Raw genomic sequence first — 18,175 nt, 5'->3', positions numbered from 1 at the left:
GTCACCATGCGCAAGTCAGTGCTCGCCGCTGCACTCGTCGCCGTGCTCGGCATCGCCCCGGCCGGCGCCTGTGGGCTGCACGGCGCCGTCGACAATCCGTTCACGACCCGCTATCCGGGCAGCCTCGGCGTCGCCCTCGACACCCGACAGGCGGTCGTCAATGGGCAACTGGCCGCCCTACCCGAAGTCGACGCCGCGGCCGCCAGCCAGCGACTCGAGGAACGGCTGGAGCAGCTGCGCGCCCGCCTCGAGAAGGCCGGCCTCCGGGGTGGATTCGCGCTGCTCGTGGTAGAGTTCGGCCACTGGGCGCGCTTCGCGGCAAGCGCGAACAGGGTGCGGATCGTCACGCATGCGACGCCGATGATCGACGATCCGGTCCTGCTGACCAGCGAACCAGCCCTCGCCGCGCTGCTCGACGGCCACCTCACGGCCGCTGCAGCGGAGCGGGCTGGCCTCGTTCGCTGGACCGGCAACGCACCGCCGGCAGCGCTCGGCCAAAGCCTGCTGACGGCGCTGGCCGCCGGCGTTTGAAGCCCAACCTGTCAATTTCTGGAGATCCCGCGTGAAACAAGGATTCCTCGCATCGCTCTTGCTGGCCATTGCCCTGGCGCCACCGCTTGCTCGCGCGCAGGCCGCCGCGCCGCCACCCTCGACGAGTTCCACGGCAGTCGATCCGGCTGCGATCCAGGCGCTCAAGGACATGGGCGCCTACCTACAGGGGCTGAGCCGCTTCCGCGTCAGCACCGAACTCACGGGCGAACGCGTCCTCGCCGACGGCCAGAAGCTGCAGCACACGGCATCGGCGGTCATCGACGTCGCACGCCCGAACAGGTTGCGCGCCCGCATGTCGAGCGCGCGCAGTGTGCGTGAGCTCTTCTACGATGGCCGGCAAGCGACCCTCTATTCCCCGGCGCAAAAGTATTACTCGACGGTCGAATTCAGCGGTTCGTTGGCCGAACTGGTCGACCGGCTCGAGCAGCGTTATGGCGTCGAGGTGCCGCTTGCCGACCTGTTCCTTTGGGGCACCGCAGCAGCGCCGGCCGATGGCATCGAGTCGGCGATGAACGCCGGGCAGGATTTCATCGGCGGCGACCTTTGCGACCACTTCGCCTTACGCCAGGGGAAGCTGGACTGGCAGATCTGGATCGAGGCCGGCGGGAAGCCGTTGCCGCGCAAGCTCGTCATCACGAACCGCGCCGACGAGGCTCGTCCGCAGTCGGTTTCGCTGATCGAGTGGCAGCTCAAGCCCGGCTTTCCGGACTCGATCTTCACATTCGTTCCGTCCAAGGGCAGCAAGTCGGTCGAGCTGCGCGCGCTCGACAGGAACTAAGGGAGAACCCGCATGAACAGGACATTTGCCAGCCGTGTCGCGATCCCGCTCGCGGTGCTCGCTCTTTCCAGCCTCGCACTGGGGCCAATTGCCGAAGCGCGTGAGCGCGGGCCCGGGGGCGGCGGCCAGCGAGCCGCGGCGCATGCCGGGGGCGTTGGCGGCGGCGGTCGCCAGGTCGACAACAGCCGGCGCGACGTGCGCAGCAACGACATACGCAACACCAGCGTCAACAGCGTCAGCAGCCGCAACACCAACGTCAATGTGAACAGGAACGTCAATGTCGATGTCGACCGCCGCGGCTGCTGCGGGGGCTGGGACAACGACTACCATCCGGTCGCCACCGCCGCCGCGGTCACCGCGACGGTGGCCGTAACCGCGGCCGTGGTCGGTTCGATTGTACGTTCCGTGCCCGCCAACTGCGTGCCGGTCAATTACGGCGGGATCATCTACCAGCAGTGCGGCAACACCTGGTATCAGCCGCAGGGCGGCCAGTACGTGGTGATCAACCCGCCCTACTGAGAACAAGGGCGGTCAGGTCGCCAACGGGAGGAAAACACGGTTTTCCAGTCGCGTTTCATGTCCGCCACGGTCCACCCGCGCTGCGGCGCTTCCTGCAGTGCCTCAAGCAGCTTGCCACTGCTCTTGGTGAGCGCATCGTAGGCGTACTCGCGTTCCGCATCGGTATGGTGGACGATCAGCCCGAAGCTGGGCCGCGGGTTGTTGATCGTCGTGTACTGATCAGCATCGCCACGTCGCGGTCGCTGTTGCCGAAACAGGCGATCGGCGGGCGGCCGATGAATTGATGGATGCCCACCGGCTTGCCCGCCTTGTCGTCCACGAAGAGGTGATCCATGGTCTTGAGCAGCACCGGTCCACTGGCGCGCAGTTCGAAGGTGGTCCGTGCCGTCGATCCGACCACCTGTTCCGGCGGAACACCATAGACCCGTTCAGCAAAGACGCGCATGACATCGGCGCCGCTGCCCGAGACGATGTCGGTCCTGCAACCGTTCGCCCGCAAAGAGGCGCACCTCGAGCATCGGCTGGCACGCCAGAGGGTCATAGAGCCTGGCGAACCGGCGATGACGCGCCGAGGCCAGCCAGAGGCCCACGGCAGCGGCAGACTCGCCCGTAGTCATTCCGGCACCTGCTTCGCAACGAACGTCAGCCCCCCGGATCGCACGCCGGGACCGTGGCCCGCAGGTTGCTGCGGCGACCAGGAGCCGCTCGTTGAGCTTCCTGAGATCGAATCGGCGGTTGAATCGGTAGGCGAAAGTCGCGAGGTACCGATTGCCGTACCTGTGGAAGATCACAGCACACCTCGGCAAGTGTGAGTCAAGCCGCTCGGCCGTGATGGTTGCGACCGGCTGTGTGCGGTGAGCGGGGCCAGAGGTGCGCCCGCCCCCCAAGGCAAAAAAGTGGGGCGCCACACGGGCGCCCCAAAGGGGGAGAGACTTGGAGTTCGCCCGGCTCAGTAGTGGTAGGCGGATTCGCCGTGCGAGGTGATGTCCAGACCTTCGCGCTCTTCTTCTTCCGGCACGCGCAGGCCGATCACCATGTCCACCAGCTTGAAAGCCACCAACGAGACGATGCCGGACCAGACGATGACCGTGCCGACACCCCACAGCTGGCTGATCAGTTGGGCGGTCATGTCGTAGTCACCGACCTTGTTGGCCACATAGTCGTATACCCCGGTGCCACCGAGCGATGGATCGGTGAAGACGCCGGTGAGGATGGCGCCGAGAATGCCCCCGACGCCATGCACGCCAAAGACGTCGAGCGAATCGTCTGCGCCGAGCATGCGCTTCAGGCCATTGACGCCCCAGAGGCAAATCACGCCCGCCAGCAGGCCGATGCAGATGGCGCCCATGACACCGACGAATCCGGCCGCCGGGGTGATCGCCACCAAGCCGGCAACCGCACCCGAGGCTGCACCGAGCATCGACGGCTTGCCTTTCAGCATCCACTCCGCCAGCATCCAGGACATCGCCGCGCAGGCGGTGGCCACCCAGGTATTCACCATCGCCAGGGCAGCGCCACCGCTCGCCTCGAGCGCCGAGCCGGCGTTGAAGCCGAACCAGCCGAACCACAGCAGCGAGGCACCGATCATCGTGAAGGTCAGGCTGTGCGGCGCCATCGACTCACGCCCGTAACCGATCCGCTTGCCGATGACGATGGCACCGATGAGGCCGGCGATGGCGGCGTTGATATGCACCACGGTGCCACCTGCGAAGTCGAGCGCACCCTTCTGGAAGAGGAAGCCGGCCGTCTTGGTGGCGGCCTCGCCAGCTGCCGCGTCGACGTAGGCGTCGGGTCCGGCCCAGTACCACACCATGTGTGCCATCGGCAGGTAGGAGAGCGAGAACCAGATCACCATGAAGACCAGGATGGCGGCGAACTTCGCCCGCTCGGCAAAGGCGCCGACGATCAGGCCGCAGGTGATCGCCGCGAAAGCGCCCTGGAAGATGACGTAGGCGAGTTCGGAGATGACCACCCCCTTGGAGAAGGTCGCCGCGACCGAGTCGACGGTGATCCCCTTCAGGAACAGCTTGTCGAACACGCCGAAGAAGCCTCCACCTTCGGTGAATGCCAGCGAGTAGCCGTAGACCACCCAGAGGACGCTGATCAGCGAGAAGGTGATGAAGACCTGCATCAGCACCGAGAGCATGTTCTTGCTGCGCACCAGGCCACCGTAGAAGAGCGCCAGGCCAGGAATGGACATCAGGATGACCAGCGCGGCGCTGGTCATCACCCAGGCGTTGTCGCCCTTGTTGGCAACCGCTGCCGGCGCCGCGGTTGCCGCGGTTGCCGCGGGAGCTGGCGTGGGCTTGTCGTCAGCCCAAGCCGGGGTAGCGACAGTGACGGCTCCAAGCAGGGCCAGAACTGCAAATAAGCGCTTCATGATCTACTCCTCACAGGGCATCCTCACCGGTTTCGCCGGTGCGGATGCGGACGACTTCCTCGATTGCCGAAATGAATATCTTGCCGTCGCCGATCTTGCCGGTACTCGCCGACTTCTCGATCGCCTCGATCACTTGCTCGAGGAGCGCGTCGGTGATCGCCGCTTCGACCTTCACCTTGGGCAGGAAGTCGACGACGTACTCGGCGCCGCGATACAGCTCGGTGTGCCCCTTCTGACGCCCGAATCCCTTGACCTCGGTGACGGTGATCCCCTGTACGCCGATCGCCGACAGCGCTTCTCGTACTTCGTCAAGCTTGAACGGCTTGATGATGGCGGTTACCAGTTTCATGTTGCTCTCCATGTTCGGGAAGGTCCTGTAGCCTCCCAATGAATCGTTGATGGGAAGATCGTCTAGAAGGTACGGCTGACGGAAACGACGGCGATGCCGCGACCGGCGTCCTTGGTATGCGAGCCAACTTCGAGCGTCCCGCGATCGTCGGACATCGAGTTGGTGAAGCAATAGGGCTGGTAACTCGAAGCACCCGAACAATCCCCGGCAGCATTGGTGCCAATGTAGGACAGGGCCAACAGCCAGCCACTGAGATCCTTGGTCACACCGACCTTCCAGTCGGTGTAATTGCCGTTGTACACATTCTTGAGATTGAGCCTGCCCACGTGGCCGTTGATTCCCCAGCCATCCCCGAGGTCGTAGTTGGCCGAGAGGTCGAAATACTGGCTGCCGTGCGTGTTCTTCCCGGTCGCCAGACCAGCCCTGTCCGCTCCGCGAAGCGAGAAGTAGTCGTCGATCGAGTAGAAGTACTTCAGCGAAACGAACTTCCAGGAGACGCCGAGGTAGAGTTCCTTGTTGTTGACTGCGCCGGAACTCGCACCGACACCGAGTACCTTCGCCTCCGAGCCCGGGTAGTAGTAATAGATCGCGCCGACATCGATGCCGAAGTCGCCAAACGATGTCTTGTAGCCGCCGTAGAAATCCATCTCGAGATTGCCGTCAGGGAAACCGGCGCCCGAATTGACGTTCGAGTTCCAGTTGCCAAGGTAGAGGCCACTGGTGTGCGCGTAATCGAAACCTCCCTGCAGGGCTGGCTTGCCGAAAGTCTGGTCAATACCGCGAAAACGGTAGCTGCTGAACAACCCCAGATTGCCGCTCAGGGTATGTGCACTGGTCGCGGCAACGGGGGCCGCATCGGCCTGTCCCGGATCCGGGGTCTGGGCCATCACGGATGCCGACAGACTGGCTGCGAGTAGCGTGAACGAAAGAGTGGTCTTCATGGTCAGAGCCTCGAAAAAAAGATCCCGACAATCGTCAAGCAGAATTCGTGCCAGATTGATTTTCATAGATGGTTCAATGGCTTGACATCCTGCACGGGGTCAGACCGCGGCACTGCTGCACTGCCCTAGGACAATTCAACGCCTTCGTGCACCGTTGCGGTGCATGGCCTGGGGGGCTGCCTCTCTGTGCTACACTCGAACCATCCCGACACTCCCTGCCCCGACGGTGACAACCATGCTCGACCCCAGGATCCTCGAAGAAATCGGCCAACGCCTTGGCAGCATCATCGCCGCCAGTCCGGCAGCAGACATCGAGAGAAACGCGCGCGCGCTCCTCGCCAGCGTTTTCGCCAAGCTCGATCTCGTCAGTCGCGAGGAGTTCGACATCCAGACACAGGTTCTGCAACGCACGCGCGAGAAGCTGAAGGCGCTCGAGGAGCGGCTCGAACGTCTGGAGAATCCGCCCGCCCAGCCCGACTGAGAGCGACGAGCCGGCTTGCTGCCGCGCGTTGTGCGCCGCGGCAGCAAGTCCCGCCCTCGTGCCAGCGCAACGCCGCCCAGTGTCTCTCGCCATCGTCCACAGCCGCGGTCTCGACGGACTGGCCGCGCCGGAGGTTGCCGTCGAGGTGCATCTGGCCGGCGGCCTGCCAAACCTGACACTGGTGGGACTGCCGGATACCGAAGTCAAGGAGGCACGTGACCGGGTGCGTGCCGCACTGCAGAACTCGGGTTTCGAGTTCCCCCGGAAACGCATCACCGTCAATCTTGCGCCGGCCGACCTGCCCAAGGAGTCGGGCCGATTCGACCTGCCCATCGCGCTCGGCATCCTGGCCGCATCGGGCCAACTCCCGTCACGGACACTCGCGGAACACGAATTCGCCGGCGAACTGTCACTTTCCGGCGAACTGCGACCGATTCGTGGCGCCCTGGCGATGGTGCTGGCAATCGGAGAAAGCGGCCGCAGCTTCGTGCTGCCGGCCACCAGCGCTCGTGAGGCGGCGCTTGCGGGCAAGGTGCCGATCCTGGCGGCAGCCAGCCTGCTCGAGGTCTGTGGACACCTGACCGGGCAGGCAGCGTTGTCGGCTTACCAGGCTGCCCCCGCGAGCACCGACGGCGATGGCGATGGCGACGGTGCGTACCCGGATCTCGCCGAGGTACGTGGCCAGGCGCAGGCCAAACGCGGTCTCGAGATCGCCGCCGCGGGCGGGCATTCGCTCCTCTTCGCCGGCCCGCCGGGAACCGGGAAGTCGATGCTCGCGAGCCGCCTGCCGGGCCTGCTGCCGCCGATGACGACTTCGGCAGCGCTCGAATCGGCCGCCGTGCTGTCGCTCGCCGGGCAGTTTCGACCGCAGTCGTTTCGCCATCATCCGTACCGTGCGCCACACCACACGGCTTCGTCGGCGGCACTGGTTGGCGGTGGCAGCGTGCCGCGCCCGGGTGAGATCTCGCTGGCACACCACGGCGTCCTGTTCCTCGACGAACTCCCGGAGTTCGACCGACGGGTCCTCGAAGCACTGCGCCAACCGCTCGATTCCGGACGCATCCACATCTCGCGGGCTGCCCGTCAGGCCGAGTTTCCGGCAGAGTTCCAGCTCGTCGCGGCGATGAATCCCTGCCCCTGCGGTTACCACGGCGATTCGCGCGGCCGCTGCCGATGCACCCCGGACCAGATTCTGCGCTACCGCAGCAAGCTCTCGGGGCCGCTGCTCGATCGTATCGACCTGCAGCTCGAGGTTCCTGCGCTGCCCGCCGAGGTCCTGCAGCAAGCGCCGGATGGCGAGGCGTCGGCGGTGGTTCGCGCGCGCGTCGCCGCGGCTCGGGAACGACAGATGAGCCGGCAGGGGAAGGCGAACGCGCGCCTGAGCCCCCGCGAGATCGATCAGTACTGCCAGCCGCAGGCCGCAGCAACGACCCTGCTGAAACAGGCGATCAATCGTTTCGGGCTCTCGGCGCGCGCCTTCCATCGCCTGCTCAGGGTCGCGCGGACGATCGCCGACCTCGCCGGCAGTGGCGCGATCGAGGCGCAGCACGTTGCCGAAGCCGTGCAGTACCGCCGCTTCACGAAGGACTGAGCGGTGTTTCCTTCGCGAGCGCCGACGAGTCGGTGCGCTGGTGCTGGCGCGAACGGCCGCGACCCGTACCGACGGCAACCGCAACCAGCGCAGAATGACCGTCAGGTGCGCTGCCACCGCCGACGCGCAGCGGACTTGCCTCGGTCGCATCGTCTATACTCGCGCCTGGACGCCATCGCTGGCGGTGACAGGATGTGGAGCACTGAACATGGTCAAGAGCATCGTGTCGGCAGGCACCCTTCTCGGCGTGCTGCTGGTCGGCATCGCCGCCTGCGACGCCGACCAGCTCGGCAGACTGCGGCCTGGCAGCAGCACGGCCAGCGACGTGACGGCCGTGATGGGCCAACCGACGCTGGAATGGCGGGAGGCGGACGGATCACGCGTCTGGGAATATCCGCGCACGCCACAAGGAATCGTCAACTACCTCGTGGTCATTGGTCCGGACGACGTGCTGCGCGAGGTGCAGCAGGTACTGACCGAGGAGAACTTCGCCCGGGTCAGCGTCGGCATGACCCGCGACCAGGTGCGCCGCCTGCTCGGTCGTCCGGCTCACGAGACCTATTTTCCGCTCAAGCGGGAGACGATCTGGGACTGGAAGACGAAAGTGGACTCCGGCATGGAAGGGTATTTCAACGTCCATTTCGGCACCGACGGTCGGGTGACCCGCACCAGCACCAACTACCTGCCGAAAGGCTGACAGCAACCTACCTGGCGGGAAGCGCGGCGGACAGACCGGCAAGCTCGGTCCCGGCACGGCCGCCGCGCCAGTCGACACGGCGCCCGCCGGATGTCCCGGGACTTGCGATGCATGGCCTGCACCTGACCGCCGAACTCTACGGATGCCGCTGCGAACCGCGGTTGCTCGACGACGCCGGCGCCCTGCGCGAACTCTGTCTGGCCGTCTGTTCGCCGCCGGGACTGACGCCACTGGCCGAGGTCTTCCACCAGTTCGACAGCAACGGCGAAGTGGCCGGCGCCACCGGCGCGGTGGTCCTTGCCGAGTCCCATCTGGCGGTGCATACTTGGCCGGAGTCGGCGGCAGTGACGCTCGACCTGTATGTCTGCAACTTCAGTCGGGACAACAGCAGCGCAGCCCGCCAGGCCTGCCGCCAGCTGATCGCCGCTTTCGCGCCGAGTCGGCTGGTGCAGCGCGAACTGGAGCGAGGCATCGCCACTGGCACGACCCCTGCCACGGCTCCAAACCCCGACGCCAGCAGCGATTAGCGGCTGGATCCCGGGGTATACTCGAAAAACCGGACACAAAACACAACAGGGAGGCTTTGTGGAATCGCTTCGCATCACGCTCGACCAATCCGAGATCCCCACCCACTGGTACAACGTCGTCGCCGACATGCCGACGCCACCCGCACCGCCACTGGCCGCGAATGGCAGTCCGGTATCGCCGGAGCAGATGGGGATGATCTTCCCCATGGCCATCCTCGAACAGGAGATGTCGGCCGAACGATGGATTCCGATCCCCGAGCCGGTACGGCAGATCTATCGCCTGTGGCGTCCATCACCACTGATTCGCGCCCGCAGGCTCGAGGAAATGCTGCAGACGCCAGCCAGGATCTTCTACAAGTACGAGGGCGTCTCCCCCGCCGGCTCGCACAAGCCGAACACCGCCGTGCCGCAGGCCTACTACAATCAGCAGGCGGGGATCAGGCGCATCACCACCGAGACCGGTGCCGGACAGTGGGGCTGCTCGATGGCTTTTGCCGGCCAGATGTTCGGTCTCGACGTACGCGTGTACATGGTCCGGATCAGCTACGAGCAAAAACCCTTCCGCCGCTCGATGATGCAGACCTGGGGCGCCGAGGTCTTTGCCAGCCCTTCGGCGATGACGCAGACCGGTCGCGATCTGCTCGCCCGCGACCCGCGGAACCAGGGTTCGCTCGGCATCGCGATTTCCGAGGCCGTCGAGGAGGCGGCTTCGCGCTCCGACACCAGTTATGCGCTCGGCTCGGTCCTCAATCACGTCGCGCTGCACCAGACGATCATCGGCCAGGAAGCGAAGAAGCAGTTCGAAAAGGCTGGCGACTGGCCGGATGTGATCTTCGCACCCTGTGGCGGCGGCTCGTCCTTCGCCGGCGTCGCTTTCCCCTTCATCGCCGACAATGCCGCCGGCGGGCGCAAAGGGCGCCCGACGCGACTGGTGGCGGTCGAACCGACATCCTGTCCGACGCTGACCAAGGGTGCCTACGCTTACGATTTCGGCGACGCTTCGGGCTTCACTCCGCTGATGAAGATGTACACGCTCGGCCACGACTTCATGCCGCCCGGCATTCATGCCGGTGGCCTGCGTTACCACGGCGACTCGCCGCTCGTCTCGCAGCTCTATCACGACGGACTGATCGAGGCGGTTGCGGTCGCGCAACTGGCGACATTCGAAGCGGGCGTGATGTTTGCGCGCGCCGAGGGAGTGATTCCGGCACCGGAGTCGAACCATGCCATTCGCGCCGCGATCGACGAAGCCGTGCGCTGCCGCGAGACTGGCGAGAGCAGGACGATCTTCTTCAATCTCACTGGCCACGGCCATTTCGACATGGCCGCCTACGACCGCTATTTCGCTGGCGAACTCGAGGACTTTGCGTACCCGCAGGAGGCGATCCGCGCCTCACTGGAGCATCTGCCCAAGCTCTGATGCCAACCCCGATGCGTCTGCTCGTCTTCGTCCTCGTTCTCGCCAACCTGCTGCTTTTCGTCTGGGCGCAAGGCTATCTCGGCGGCACGGCCGAACCGGATTCGCGCCGCATCGAGCAGCAGCTGCTGCCCGAGCGCATCGTCGTCGTCTCGCGCGGCGAGCCGCCGGAGTCGGCCCGGAGCAGGGAAAACGGCGGCATGCCGGCCGAGCGCAAGGCGAGCGAAAGCTGCCGTATCTGGAGTGATCTGACCACGAGCGAGGCGGACGGTATCGAGCAGATGCTGCACGAGGGCTTCGCCGAGTTCCGGACGAGCCGCCGCACGGTAAATGAGAACAGTGGCTACTGGGTGTACATTCCACCGCTGGCCAACAAGGAGGAAGTCGGCAAGAAGACTGCCGAACTGCAACAGCTCGGCGTAGACGATTTCTTCGTCGTCCAGGCCAGCGGACCGAATCAGCTGGCCATCTCGCTCGGCACCTACCGCACGGAAGAGGCAGCCAATGCCGGCCTCGAAACCCTGCGCGCGAAGGGAGTCAAGTCGGCGAAAATGGGCGAACGCAGGGGGAAACCGGCGTATGTGATGCTCGAGATCCGCGGCCCGGCGGCACAGGCCGAGGCCCTGCAGCGGTCGATCGCCGCACGGCTGCCCAAGGCCGTGGCCAAGGCCTGTGCCGTCACCCCGGCGAGTTCGCCATGAGCTTCATCGTCGGCCTCACCGGCGGCATCGGCAGTGGCAAGAGCACGGTCGCCGACCTCCTTGCCGGTCGGGGTGCGGCGCTGGTCGATACGGATGTCATCGCGCACCAGCTGACGGCGGCCGGTGGTGGCGCGATGACGGCGATTGCCAGCGCCTTCGGCAAAGCCGTCGTGCGCGCGGACGGCGGGCTGGACCGTGCCGCGATGCGCCGCCTCGTCTTCGCCGACCCTGCCGCCAGGGCAAGGCTCGAGGCCATCCTGCATCCGCTGATCCGACAGCGAAGCGAAGAGTGCTGCGCCGCCGAAACAACCGCTCCCTACGTCGTTCTGGTGGTTCCACTGCTGGTCGAATCCGGAACCTATCGTGAGCGGACCGACCGCATCCTGGTCGTCGACTGCAGCCCGGAGGTACAGATTGCACGCGTGATGGCCCGCAGCGGGCTGGGCCCTGACGAAGTGCGGGCGATCATCGCCAGCCAGGCGTCGCGCGACGAGCGCCGCGCTGCGGCGGACGATGTGGTGAGCAACGACGGGACCATCGAGTTGCTCATGCCACAGGTCGCAGCCCTGCACCGCCGCTATCTTGAGCTGGCGGCGGCGAAAGCTCATGTCAGCCGTTGAGGTTTTGCTGCAAATGCTTCAGAATCATCAGAAATCGTCCATTCCGATGCCGGCGGCAGTGTGATCACCTACGAATATCCCTTCAATGAGCGCATACGCACACTGCTGCGACTGGAGGACTTGTTCCACAAACTGAGCAGCTTCATGCAGCGGGACGGCTCGCAGGAGCACCATGTCGTCCTCCTCACACTGTTCGAGATCCTCGACGTGGCCGGGCGTGCCGACCTGAAGATGGACCTGATTCAGGAACTCGAACGTCAGCGTCAGAGCCTGTTGGCTTTTCGCAACAATCCGGACATTTCGGAGGATGCGCTCTCCGGCGCGCTCTACGAGATCGAGAACGCCTCGGCAGCGTTGCTCGGGATGGCGGGAAAGATCGGCCAGCACCTGCGCGACAATGACTGGCTGATGAGCATCAAGAGTCGTGCCAGTATCCCCGGCGGCGTCTGCGAGTTCGATCTCCCCTCTTACCACTACTGGCGGCACCAGCCGCCCGACGTTCGCCGCGACGCGCTGCTCGCCTGGTTGCAGCCGCTGCTGCCACTGCGTGACGCACTGACGATCGTCCTCCGGCTGCTGCGAGCGAGCGGCCGCTCGGAGCATCATGTCGCCAGCGGCGGCGCTTTCCAGCTCATGCTCGGCGGCAGCAACGCCCAGAGCACGTCGCAGATGGTCCGCATCTCGCTCAAGCTGCACGATCCCTACATTCCCGAGATCAGCGCCAACAAATACGCGCTGAACATCCGCTTCACCCGCCCCGACAGCGACCATCGACCACGCCACTGCGACACCGACGTCGAGTTCGACATGCTGTTCTGCAACCTGTAGGCAGCGATCCAGACGTTTCAGGGCATCGCAGGGAGCCCGCCACGAAGTGGCGATACAGCTCGCGCAGCTGTCGCCTGACGCGCCCCCGGAATGGCCGATCTGCCGGTCTGAAACTCCGGAACGACGAACCGAGGCTTGGCGCCAATCAGGCAGCGCTGCAGGAACTTCGCCGGACCGGCATGCTCGAGTGCTACCGACGGGCGGACCCGCGGATCAGGCATCCGGGTTGTGACCCTCGACATGCTTCCTGGCCAGGTTCTGCAGGATCGCCACCAGCGCGGCACTGCTCAGGCCAAGCATCAGGATCCCGTTGAGCGCCTCGAGGGGACCGAGAAGCTTCCGGTCGGCGCTCATCACCACGTCGCCATAGCCCAGCGAAGTGAAGTTGACGCCCGAATGGTAGACCGCCTCGTAAAACACCGGGAACTCGCCCAGAACGAAGAACAACGCCCCCCAAAGCATGATCTGCAGGAAGTTGCCGAGCATCATGATCAGCATCGCAACCAGCAGCGCAACGATTCCCTCCAGCATTCCGCTGCCTGTGCCCGGTCGGCGACGCGTACCCATGGTGTGACGAACACTCCAGAAGGTGAACGTGACCTGCAGGATGAGGCACATCATCATCGCCACCAGGCCGATCGCCAGATCCACCAGAATCATGTCAGTCACCCTCTCAACCGTTGCGGAAAAAAAGTGATTCGCGTCTTGACGCCCGCCAGCGTTCGAGCAGCCAGACCGTAGCCCACGCATAGAGCGCGACGCCGACGAACAGGCCGACACGGACGGCGGACGCCGCCAGCACACCCGTGCCGCCGGCGCTGTCCTCGATCGCCGGACCGAGAAGGATCATCATCGTCATCAGGGCATCGTTCCAGAACACCGGCGAGCAAGCCGTGCGCCGGACCCCGAAGAGCCGTGCGCCGGCCCACAGGGCGGCGGCCATCATCCACAGCAGCAGCATCCACAGGCTCGGCCAGAGCGACAGGCCGCACCAGACGACCAGGGCCATCGCCGCCCCCATCAGCGTCGACCCGACCAGTTCCCTGCCGGCCGAGCGGGTGTCGGTCGAACCCGCCTGCTGCCCGAGGATGGCGGTCTTGATGATCGCCGCCAGATAGAACGAGGGGTCGGTCAACGCCAGGACGAACACCGGCATCACCACCAACGTGCCGCGCAGCGCGATCCAGCTCGCCGCCTCACGGCTGGGAGGCAGCGCTCTGGCTGCCCTGGCTGCCGCACCGGGCGCATCGGGAAAGAAGGCGTGCGACAAGCTTCCGACCAGGCCACCAACGGCGATCCCGGCGGCGATCGTCACGCTGATCATCGTCACCAGCGCCTGCTCGGCGACGCCGGCGACCGGGATCAGCGTGAACACCACGACCAGCAGCATGGTCAGCGGGTTGCCGGTGCGGATGCCGAAGAAGAACAGCGCGTACAGAATCGCGCCGGTCAGCAGTACCGCCGCCAGCGCGTAGTTCTCCAGCAGGGGGACCATCAGCACCCCGGTCAGCAGCAGGCCGGCGAGCAGCACGGCAAAGGCCGCCGCCTTGAGCGGCGGAATCGGCGGGCCGGGTTTGCAGAGGACGATCATCGCCAGCAGGCAGACCACGTGGGGCATTTGCAGCCCGAAGCCGTAGGCGACCAGCACGGCCAGGCCAAGGCCGACCGTCAGCCGCAGCACTGCCTTGTCCGCCGGGGCGATCATCGGTCGCTCAATAGAGGTATGAGAACAGGCTCATCAGCCGGATGTAGGCCGCACCGAGCACGTTCATCAGGAAGTTGTCGCCGGTGAACACCATCACCTCCGCCTGCCCGCCGGGGCGCAGCCTGCCGAGGCGATGCGCTTCGGCAGCGTCGAACTCGATCGCCACCGGGAAGCGTTGCGCCTGGCGCAGCCAGTCGCGGCTGTTCTGGATCGTCGGCAGCGTTCCCGGCGGTGCCTGCTGCTGCCCGGAACTGACGCCGCCGCCGACACTGCGCACGCGGCCCTTGAGCACCTCGCCGGGCAGCACGTCGAGGACGATCGCCACCTCGTCACCAGGGTCGATGTTGCCGAGGTTGTTCTCGGTCAGGTCGGCGTTGATCCAAAGGTCGTGGTTGGCGATCAGCGTCATCGCCGCCGTACCCGCCTGGGCGAAATGACCGACATCGGTGCGCAGGTCGGTGACGACACCACGGCCGGGGGCAACCACCCGCGTACGCGCCAGGTCGAGTTCGGCCTTCTCGATCGCCGAGCGCGCGCTGCGCAGTTGCGCGTTGTTGTCGCCGCTCTCGCCAGCGGCTTCCTGCGCCTTGCGCAGGTCGGCCTCGGCGGCCTTTTCCTGGCTGCGCGCCTGGATCCGGGTGGCCTGCGCGACCTCCAGCCGGCGCACCGATATGGCGCCGGGGTCCTCGGCGTAGAGCGTTTCCTGGCGCGTCGCATCCTTGTCAGCCTTGACGTGGTTGGCCTGCGCCGCCTGCAGCGATGCGCGAGCCGCCTCGACGGTCGCCGCCGAGGCGTTGACCGAGCGCTGCACCGACTCGTAGTCCGAGCGGCTGCGCTGCAAGGCGATCCGGTACTGGGTCGGATCGATGTCGAACAGCGGCTGCCCGGGTTGCACCGCGTCATTGTTGCGCACGTGCACCGCCAGCACCTTGCCCGCCACTTCGGCCGCGACCGGCACGACGAAGGCCTGCACCCGCGCCTGCGTGGTGTGCGGCGTCAGCCGGTCGGCGGCGAAATACCAGAGCAGGCTGGCGACGATCAGCGCCAGAACCGCCGTCGCGCCGATCCGCGTCGCCTTGCCCGGCTGCGGCGCTTCGCCGCCGTTCGCGGTCGACGGGTTCTGGCTGGGCGATTCCTCGGTCATCGTTGTTCCCTCTCTGGTGTCATCGGTGGCGGAGCAGCATCGGGCGACGGCAGCGGCACCGCCAGCAGGTCCCGCCAGTCGCTGCGCTCGGCCATCGTCTCGCGCGTCGCGTCGTCCACCAGTGGCCGGCTGCGCGCCTGCTGCCAGCCGCCGCCCATCGCCTTGTACAGCGTGACCAGGCTCTGGGCGACGTTGCCGAGGTTGTCCACCAGCCGTTCCTGCTGGTTGAACAGTGCCCGTTGCGAATCGAGCACGCGCTCGAAGCCGGCCATCCCTTCGCGGTACTGGATGGTGGCGATGTCGAGCGAGCGCTGCGCCGCCTTGACCGACTCTTCGAGCAGCGGTACCTGTTCGCGGTTGGCGACGAAACCGACGGCCGCGTCATCGACCTCGCGCGCCGCCTGCAGTACCGTCCCCTGATACTGCTCGTAGAGTTGCTGGAAGCGGGCATCCTGGACCAGCACCTCGTTGCTCAGGCGGCCGAAGTCGAAGACGTTCCACACCAGGCTGGGGCCGATCGCCCAGTCGACCTTCCTGGATGCACCGGACAGCGACGTCGTCGAGACACCGAGCGAACCGAGCAGCGTGATCGATGGGTAGAGGTCGGCGACGCTGACGCCGATCAGCGCCGATTGCGCCGCCAGTTGCATCTCGGCGGCACGAACGTCGGGGCGGCGACGCAGCATCTCGGCCGGCATGTCGGCGACGATCGCCAGTTCGGTCCGCGGAATGCGTTCCCGGCCCGCCGCCATTTCCGGCAGCGGACCTGGCGGGCGGGCAAGCAGCACGGAAAGGGCGTTCTGCGTCTGGCGCAGGCTGCCCTCGATCTGCGGGATCGCGGCGAGCGTGCTCAGGTACTGCGATTTCGCCTGCTGCACGTCGAGTTCCGAGTCGTTGCCATGCTTGAACAGGCGCTCGGTGATCTCCAGGCTGCGCTTCTGCAGCGCGGCGTTGTCGCGGGCAATCGTCAGCCGCAGTTCCAGCGTGCGGATGGCCACATAGAATGACGCCGTCTGCGCCGCAATCAGCACCTGCACGTCGTCGTACTGGGCGATGCTGGCGAAGTAGGCGGCATCCGCGGCCTCGATGCTGCGCCGAAACTTGCCCCAGAAATCGATCTCCCAGCCGACGCCGAAGCCGATGTTGTACGCCGTCAACGCGGTGTCCGGCCCGCTGCTCGCCTCGGTTCCCATGCGCACGGCCTTGCCGGTCACCTGCTGCTGCTGCGGGTAGAGCAGGCTGCCGGCGATCGCCAGTTGCGCACGCGCTTCCATGATGCGCATGCCGGCCGTGCGCACGTTCGGGTTGACGCGCTGCGCCTCGGCGACCAGCGCGTCGAGTATGGGGTCGTCGAAGTTGCGCCACCAATCCTCGGTCTGGGCGCGCGGCCTGCCGCGTTGTTCCGCGGCCAGCGCCGTCAACGAGCCGCCCGACCAAGCGGCGAGCCAAGACGTTTCGGGCCGCTTGAAATCCGGCCCGACTGCGGCGCAGCCGGCGAGCAGCAGCGCCGCGGCGAGGACGGAAAGCGGGCGGCCTGACACGCCGGCAAGGCGTTTCCGCACCGAATCAGCGCGCCAGGGAACCCGGGCCATCCGCGGCCGGTAGCCGCGCAAGCTCTGGATTGTCACCGACCCAGCGCATGAAGATCTGGTAGCCAAGCGCAAGCGCGGCGGCGCCGACGAACATGCCGAGGATGCCGTCGGTCGCCATCCCGCCGAGCGCGCCGAGCAGGATCACCGGCATCGGCGCATCGACGCCACGGCCGAGCATCAGCGGCTTGAGGACGTTGTCGGCCGAGCCGGCAACCAAGATCAGGATGGTGTAGGCGATGGCCGGGGTCGTTTCGTAGCTGCCGCTCGCCCAGATCCAGCCGATCACCGGCAGCGTGACAATGGCGGCAGGCACCTGCGCGACGCCGAGCAGGAGGACGACCAGCGCCAGCGCGCCCGCGAACGGAACGTCCGCGATGATCAGCGAGATGCCGATCAGCAGCGCCTGGATGCAGGCGATGCCGATCACGCCCGAGGCGACGGCGCGCACAGTCGAGGTCGCGAGCTGAAGGAACTCGGCGCCGCGGGCGACGCCGGCGAAGCGTTCGAAGATCGCCCGCATGGCGTGGCTTCCCGATTCGCCGAAGGCCATCATGATGCCGGCAACAATGAACGAAAACATGAACATGAGCAGGCCGCCGCCGAGGCTGGCGACGATCCCCAGCGCCTTGCCCGCCAGTTCGCCGATCTTCGGCTGCATGTTCTTGACCAGTGTGGGCAGGTCAGTGTGCGCTTGCGACCAGGCTGCATGGGCCTTCTTGCCGACGATCGGCACGTCCGCGACCCTTGCGGGCGGTGCGGGGATGGTGAGCGTGTTGTCCTTCACCCCATTGATCAACCCATGCACGGAATCGCCGAACGAACTGCCCAGGATCACGGTCGGCACGACGATCAGGCCGAGGCCGAGGACGACGATCAGCGTGGCCGCGCCCCCCTGCCTGCCGCCAATCCGCTTCGCGAGCATCTGGTGCAACGGATAGAGGGTGACCGCGAGGATCAACGCCCACAGCATCATCGTCAGGAACGGCGAGAAGAAGTGGAAGCACAGCCATACCAGTCCAAAGACAAGGCCGACGCGGATGAAGACATCAAGCAGGCGGCGCGCGACGCGGTCTTCCAGTTCGTGATCGGGTTCGCGGGGGGAATTCATCGGGCATCTCCTTCAGTGTGGGAAAGGCATCGGCAGGCTTCTGTTGCGGCGGCAACATATCGCAGCGCCACTCAATCAGACTACTTGGCGACAGCTTCGCCAGTGACGGCCGTCAAGCCACGTTCGGCGACGAGCAGACTGCTACCGGTCTCCTGGCCAACTCTACACCAGTATCGGGCAGTGTGAGCGCTCTGGGGCCATTCGTGGCCACGCCGGTCGAGTTGCGGCTCGCGGCCCGCACTCTT

At 66.0% G+C, this 18,175-nt stretch carries 20 protein-coding genes; 11 read left to right on the top strand and 9 right to left on the bottom strand.

Annotation, left to right across the window (positions count from 1 at the left end):
* Nucleotides 1–6 precede the first annotated feature (6 nt).
* The 3 genes from HT579_06430 (at nucleotide 7) to HT579_06420 (ending at nucleotide 1,849) form a co-directional block, all read left to right on the top strand.
* A complete protein-coding gene (locus HT579_06430) occupies nucleotides 7–531 on the top strand; it encodes a hypothetical protein (protein ID QKS28590.1) in 525 nt (174 codons plus the stop codon).
* Between the two features lie 67 nt (nucleotides 532–598).
* Nucleotides 599–1,330: a DUF2092 domain-containing protein gene (locus HT579_06425; GenBank protein QKS31534.1), complete on the top strand. Its 732-nt coding sequence runs from the start codon at nucleotides 599–601 to the stop codon at nucleotides 1,328–1,330.
* Between the two features lie 12 nt (nucleotides 1,331–1,342).
* Entirely contained in the window at nucleotides 1,343–1,849 is a 507-nt protein-coding gene (locus HT579_06420; GenBank protein ID QKS28589.1) for a hypothetical protein, read from the top strand.
* Nucleotides 1,850–2,024: 175 nt separating this feature from the next.
* On the opposite strand, the gene HT579_06415 is transcribed toward HT579_06420, so the two are convergent.
* The 4 genes from HT579_06415 to HT579_06400 form a co-directional block, all read right to left on the bottom strand.
* Entirely contained in the window at nucleotides 2,025–2,294 is a 270-nt protein-coding gene (locus tag HT579_06415; GenBank protein QKS28588.1) for a hypothetical protein, read from the bottom strand.
* Between the two features lie 504 nt (nucleotides 2,295–2,798).
* On the bottom strand, nucleotides 2,799–4,229 hold the full coding sequence (gene amt / locus HT579_06410; protein ID QKS28587.1) for an ammonium transporter: 1,431 nt from the start codon (nucleotides 4,227–4,229) through the stop codon (nucleotides 2,799–2,801).
* 10 nt (nucleotides 4,230–4,239) lie between these two features.
* On the bottom strand, nucleotides 4,240–4,578 hold the full coding sequence (gene glnK / locus HT579_06405) for a P-II family nitrogen regulator (GenBank protein ID QKS28586.1): 339 nt from the start codon (nucleotides 4,576–4,578) through the stop codon (nucleotides 4,240–4,242).
* Between the two features lie 62 nt (nucleotides 4,579–4,640).
* On the bottom strand, nucleotides 4,641–5,519 hold the full coding sequence (locus tag HT579_06400; GenBank protein ID QKS28585.1) for a hypothetical protein: 879 nt from the start codon (nucleotides 5,517–5,519) through the stop codon (nucleotides 4,641–4,643).
* 235 nt (nucleotides 5,520–5,754) lie between these two features.
* On the opposite strand from HT579_06400, the gene HT579_06395 reads away from it, so the two are divergent.
* The 8 genes from HT579_06395 (at nucleotide 5,755) to zapD (ending at nucleotide 12,381) form a co-directional block, all read left to right on the top strand.
* Complete coding sequence (locus HT579_06395; protein QKS28584.1) at nucleotides 5,755–6,000, top strand: accessory factor UbiK family protein; 246 nt, start codon at nucleotides 5,755–5,757, stop codon at nucleotides 5,998–6,000.
* Between the two features lie 79 nt (nucleotides 6,001–6,079).
* Nucleotides 6,080–7,591 (top strand): YifB family Mg chelatase-like AAA ATPase, encoded by a 1,512-nt coding sequence (locus HT579_06390; GenBank protein ID QKS28583.1) that lies wholly within the window; start codon nucleotides 6,080–6,082, stop codon nucleotides 7,589–7,591.
* A 208-nt stretch (nucleotides 7,592–7,799) separates the two neighbouring features.
* The gene (bamE, locus tag HT579_06385) at nucleotides 7,800–8,288 is read left to right on the top strand and encodes an outer membrane protein assembly factor BamE (protein ID QKS31533.1); all 489 of its coding nucleotides are present in this window, start codon (nucleotides 7,800–7,802) and stop codon (nucleotides 8,286–8,288) included.
* Between the two features lie 107 nt (nucleotides 8,289–8,395).
* Entirely contained in the window at nucleotides 8,396–8,815 is a 420-nt protein-coding gene (speD, locus tag HT579_06380; GenBank protein ID QKS28582.1) for an adenosylmethionine decarboxylase, read from the top strand.
* Between the two features lie 58 nt (nucleotides 8,816–8,873).
* A complete protein-coding gene (locus HT579_06375) occupies nucleotides 8,874–10,235 on the top strand; it encodes a TrpB-like pyridoxal phosphate-dependent enzyme (GenBank protein ID QKS28581.1) in 1,362 nt (453 codons plus the stop codon).
* Nucleotides 10,235–10,933, top strand: coding sequence for an SPOR domain-containing protein (locus HT579_06370; GenBank protein ID QKS28580.1), 699 nt, complete (start codon nucleotides 10,235–10,237; stop codon nucleotides 10,931–10,933). The genes HT579_06375 and HT579_06370 overlap by 1 nt, the downstream gene beginning before the upstream one ends.
* On the top strand, nucleotides 10,930–11,553 hold the full coding sequence (locus tag HT579_06365) for a dephospho-CoA kinase (protein QKS28579.1): 624 nt from the start codon (nucleotides 10,930–10,932) through the stop codon (nucleotides 11,551–11,553). The genes HT579_06370 and HT579_06365 overlap by 4 nt, the downstream gene beginning before the upstream one ends.
* A 60-nt stretch (nucleotides 11,554–11,613) precedes the next feature.
* The gene (zapD, locus tag HT579_06360; GenBank protein ID QKS28578.1) at nucleotides 11,614–12,381 is read left to right on the top strand and encodes a cell division protein ZapD; all 768 of its coding nucleotides are present in this window, start codon (nucleotides 11,614–11,616) and stop codon (nucleotides 12,379–12,381) included.
* Between the two features lie 213 nt (nucleotides 12,382–12,594).
* Here zapD and HT579_06355 read toward each other — a convergent pair whose 3' ends face one another.
* From HT579_06355 to HT579_06335, 5 genes are read right to left on the bottom strand one after another with little or no spacing between them, the layout of a single operon-like run.
* Nucleotides 12,595–13,041: a two pore domain potassium channel family protein gene (locus HT579_06355; GenBank protein ID QKS31532.1), complete on the bottom strand. Its 447-nt coding sequence runs from the start codon at nucleotides 13,039–13,041 to the stop codon at nucleotides 12,595–12,597.
* Between the two features lie 13 nt (nucleotides 13,042–13,054).
* Nucleotides 13,055–14,083, bottom strand: a complete 1,029-nt coding sequence (locus HT579_06350) for a DUF2955 domain-containing protein (protein ID QKS31531.1) — start codon at nucleotides 14,081–14,083, stop codon at nucleotides 13,055–13,057.
* A gap of 10 nt (nucleotides 14,084–14,093) precedes the next feature.
* Nucleotides 14,094–15,230, bottom strand: coding sequence for an HlyD family secretion protein (locus HT579_06345; GenBank protein QKS28577.1), 1,137 nt, complete (start codon nucleotides 15,228–15,230; stop codon nucleotides 14,094–14,096).
* Complete coding sequence (locus HT579_06340) at nucleotides 15,227–16,822, bottom strand: efflux transporter outer membrane subunit (GenBank protein ID QKS31530.1); 1,596 nt, start codon at nucleotides 16,820–16,822, stop codon at nucleotides 15,227–15,229. The genes HT579_06345 and HT579_06340 overlap by 4 nt, the downstream gene beginning before the upstream one ends.
* On the bottom strand, nucleotides 16,797–17,930 hold the full coding sequence (locus tag HT579_06335) for an AI-2E family transporter (GenBank protein ID QKS28576.1): 1,134 nt from the start codon (nucleotides 17,928–17,930) through the stop codon (nucleotides 16,797–16,799). The genes HT579_06340 and HT579_06335 overlap by 26 nt, the downstream gene beginning before the upstream one ends.
* Nucleotides 17,931–18,175 lie beyond the last annotated feature (245 nt).

This window comes from Candidatus Accumulibacter similis, from assembly GCA_013347225.1.
In the GTDB taxonomy this organism is placed as follows: Bacteria; Pseudomonadota; Gammaproteobacteria; order Burkholderiales; family Rhodocyclaceae; genus Accumulibacter; species Accumulibacter similis.
The sequence above is the reverse complement of the archived record's forward strand: the minus strand, read 5'-3'. Positions and strand labels throughout refer to the sequence as shown.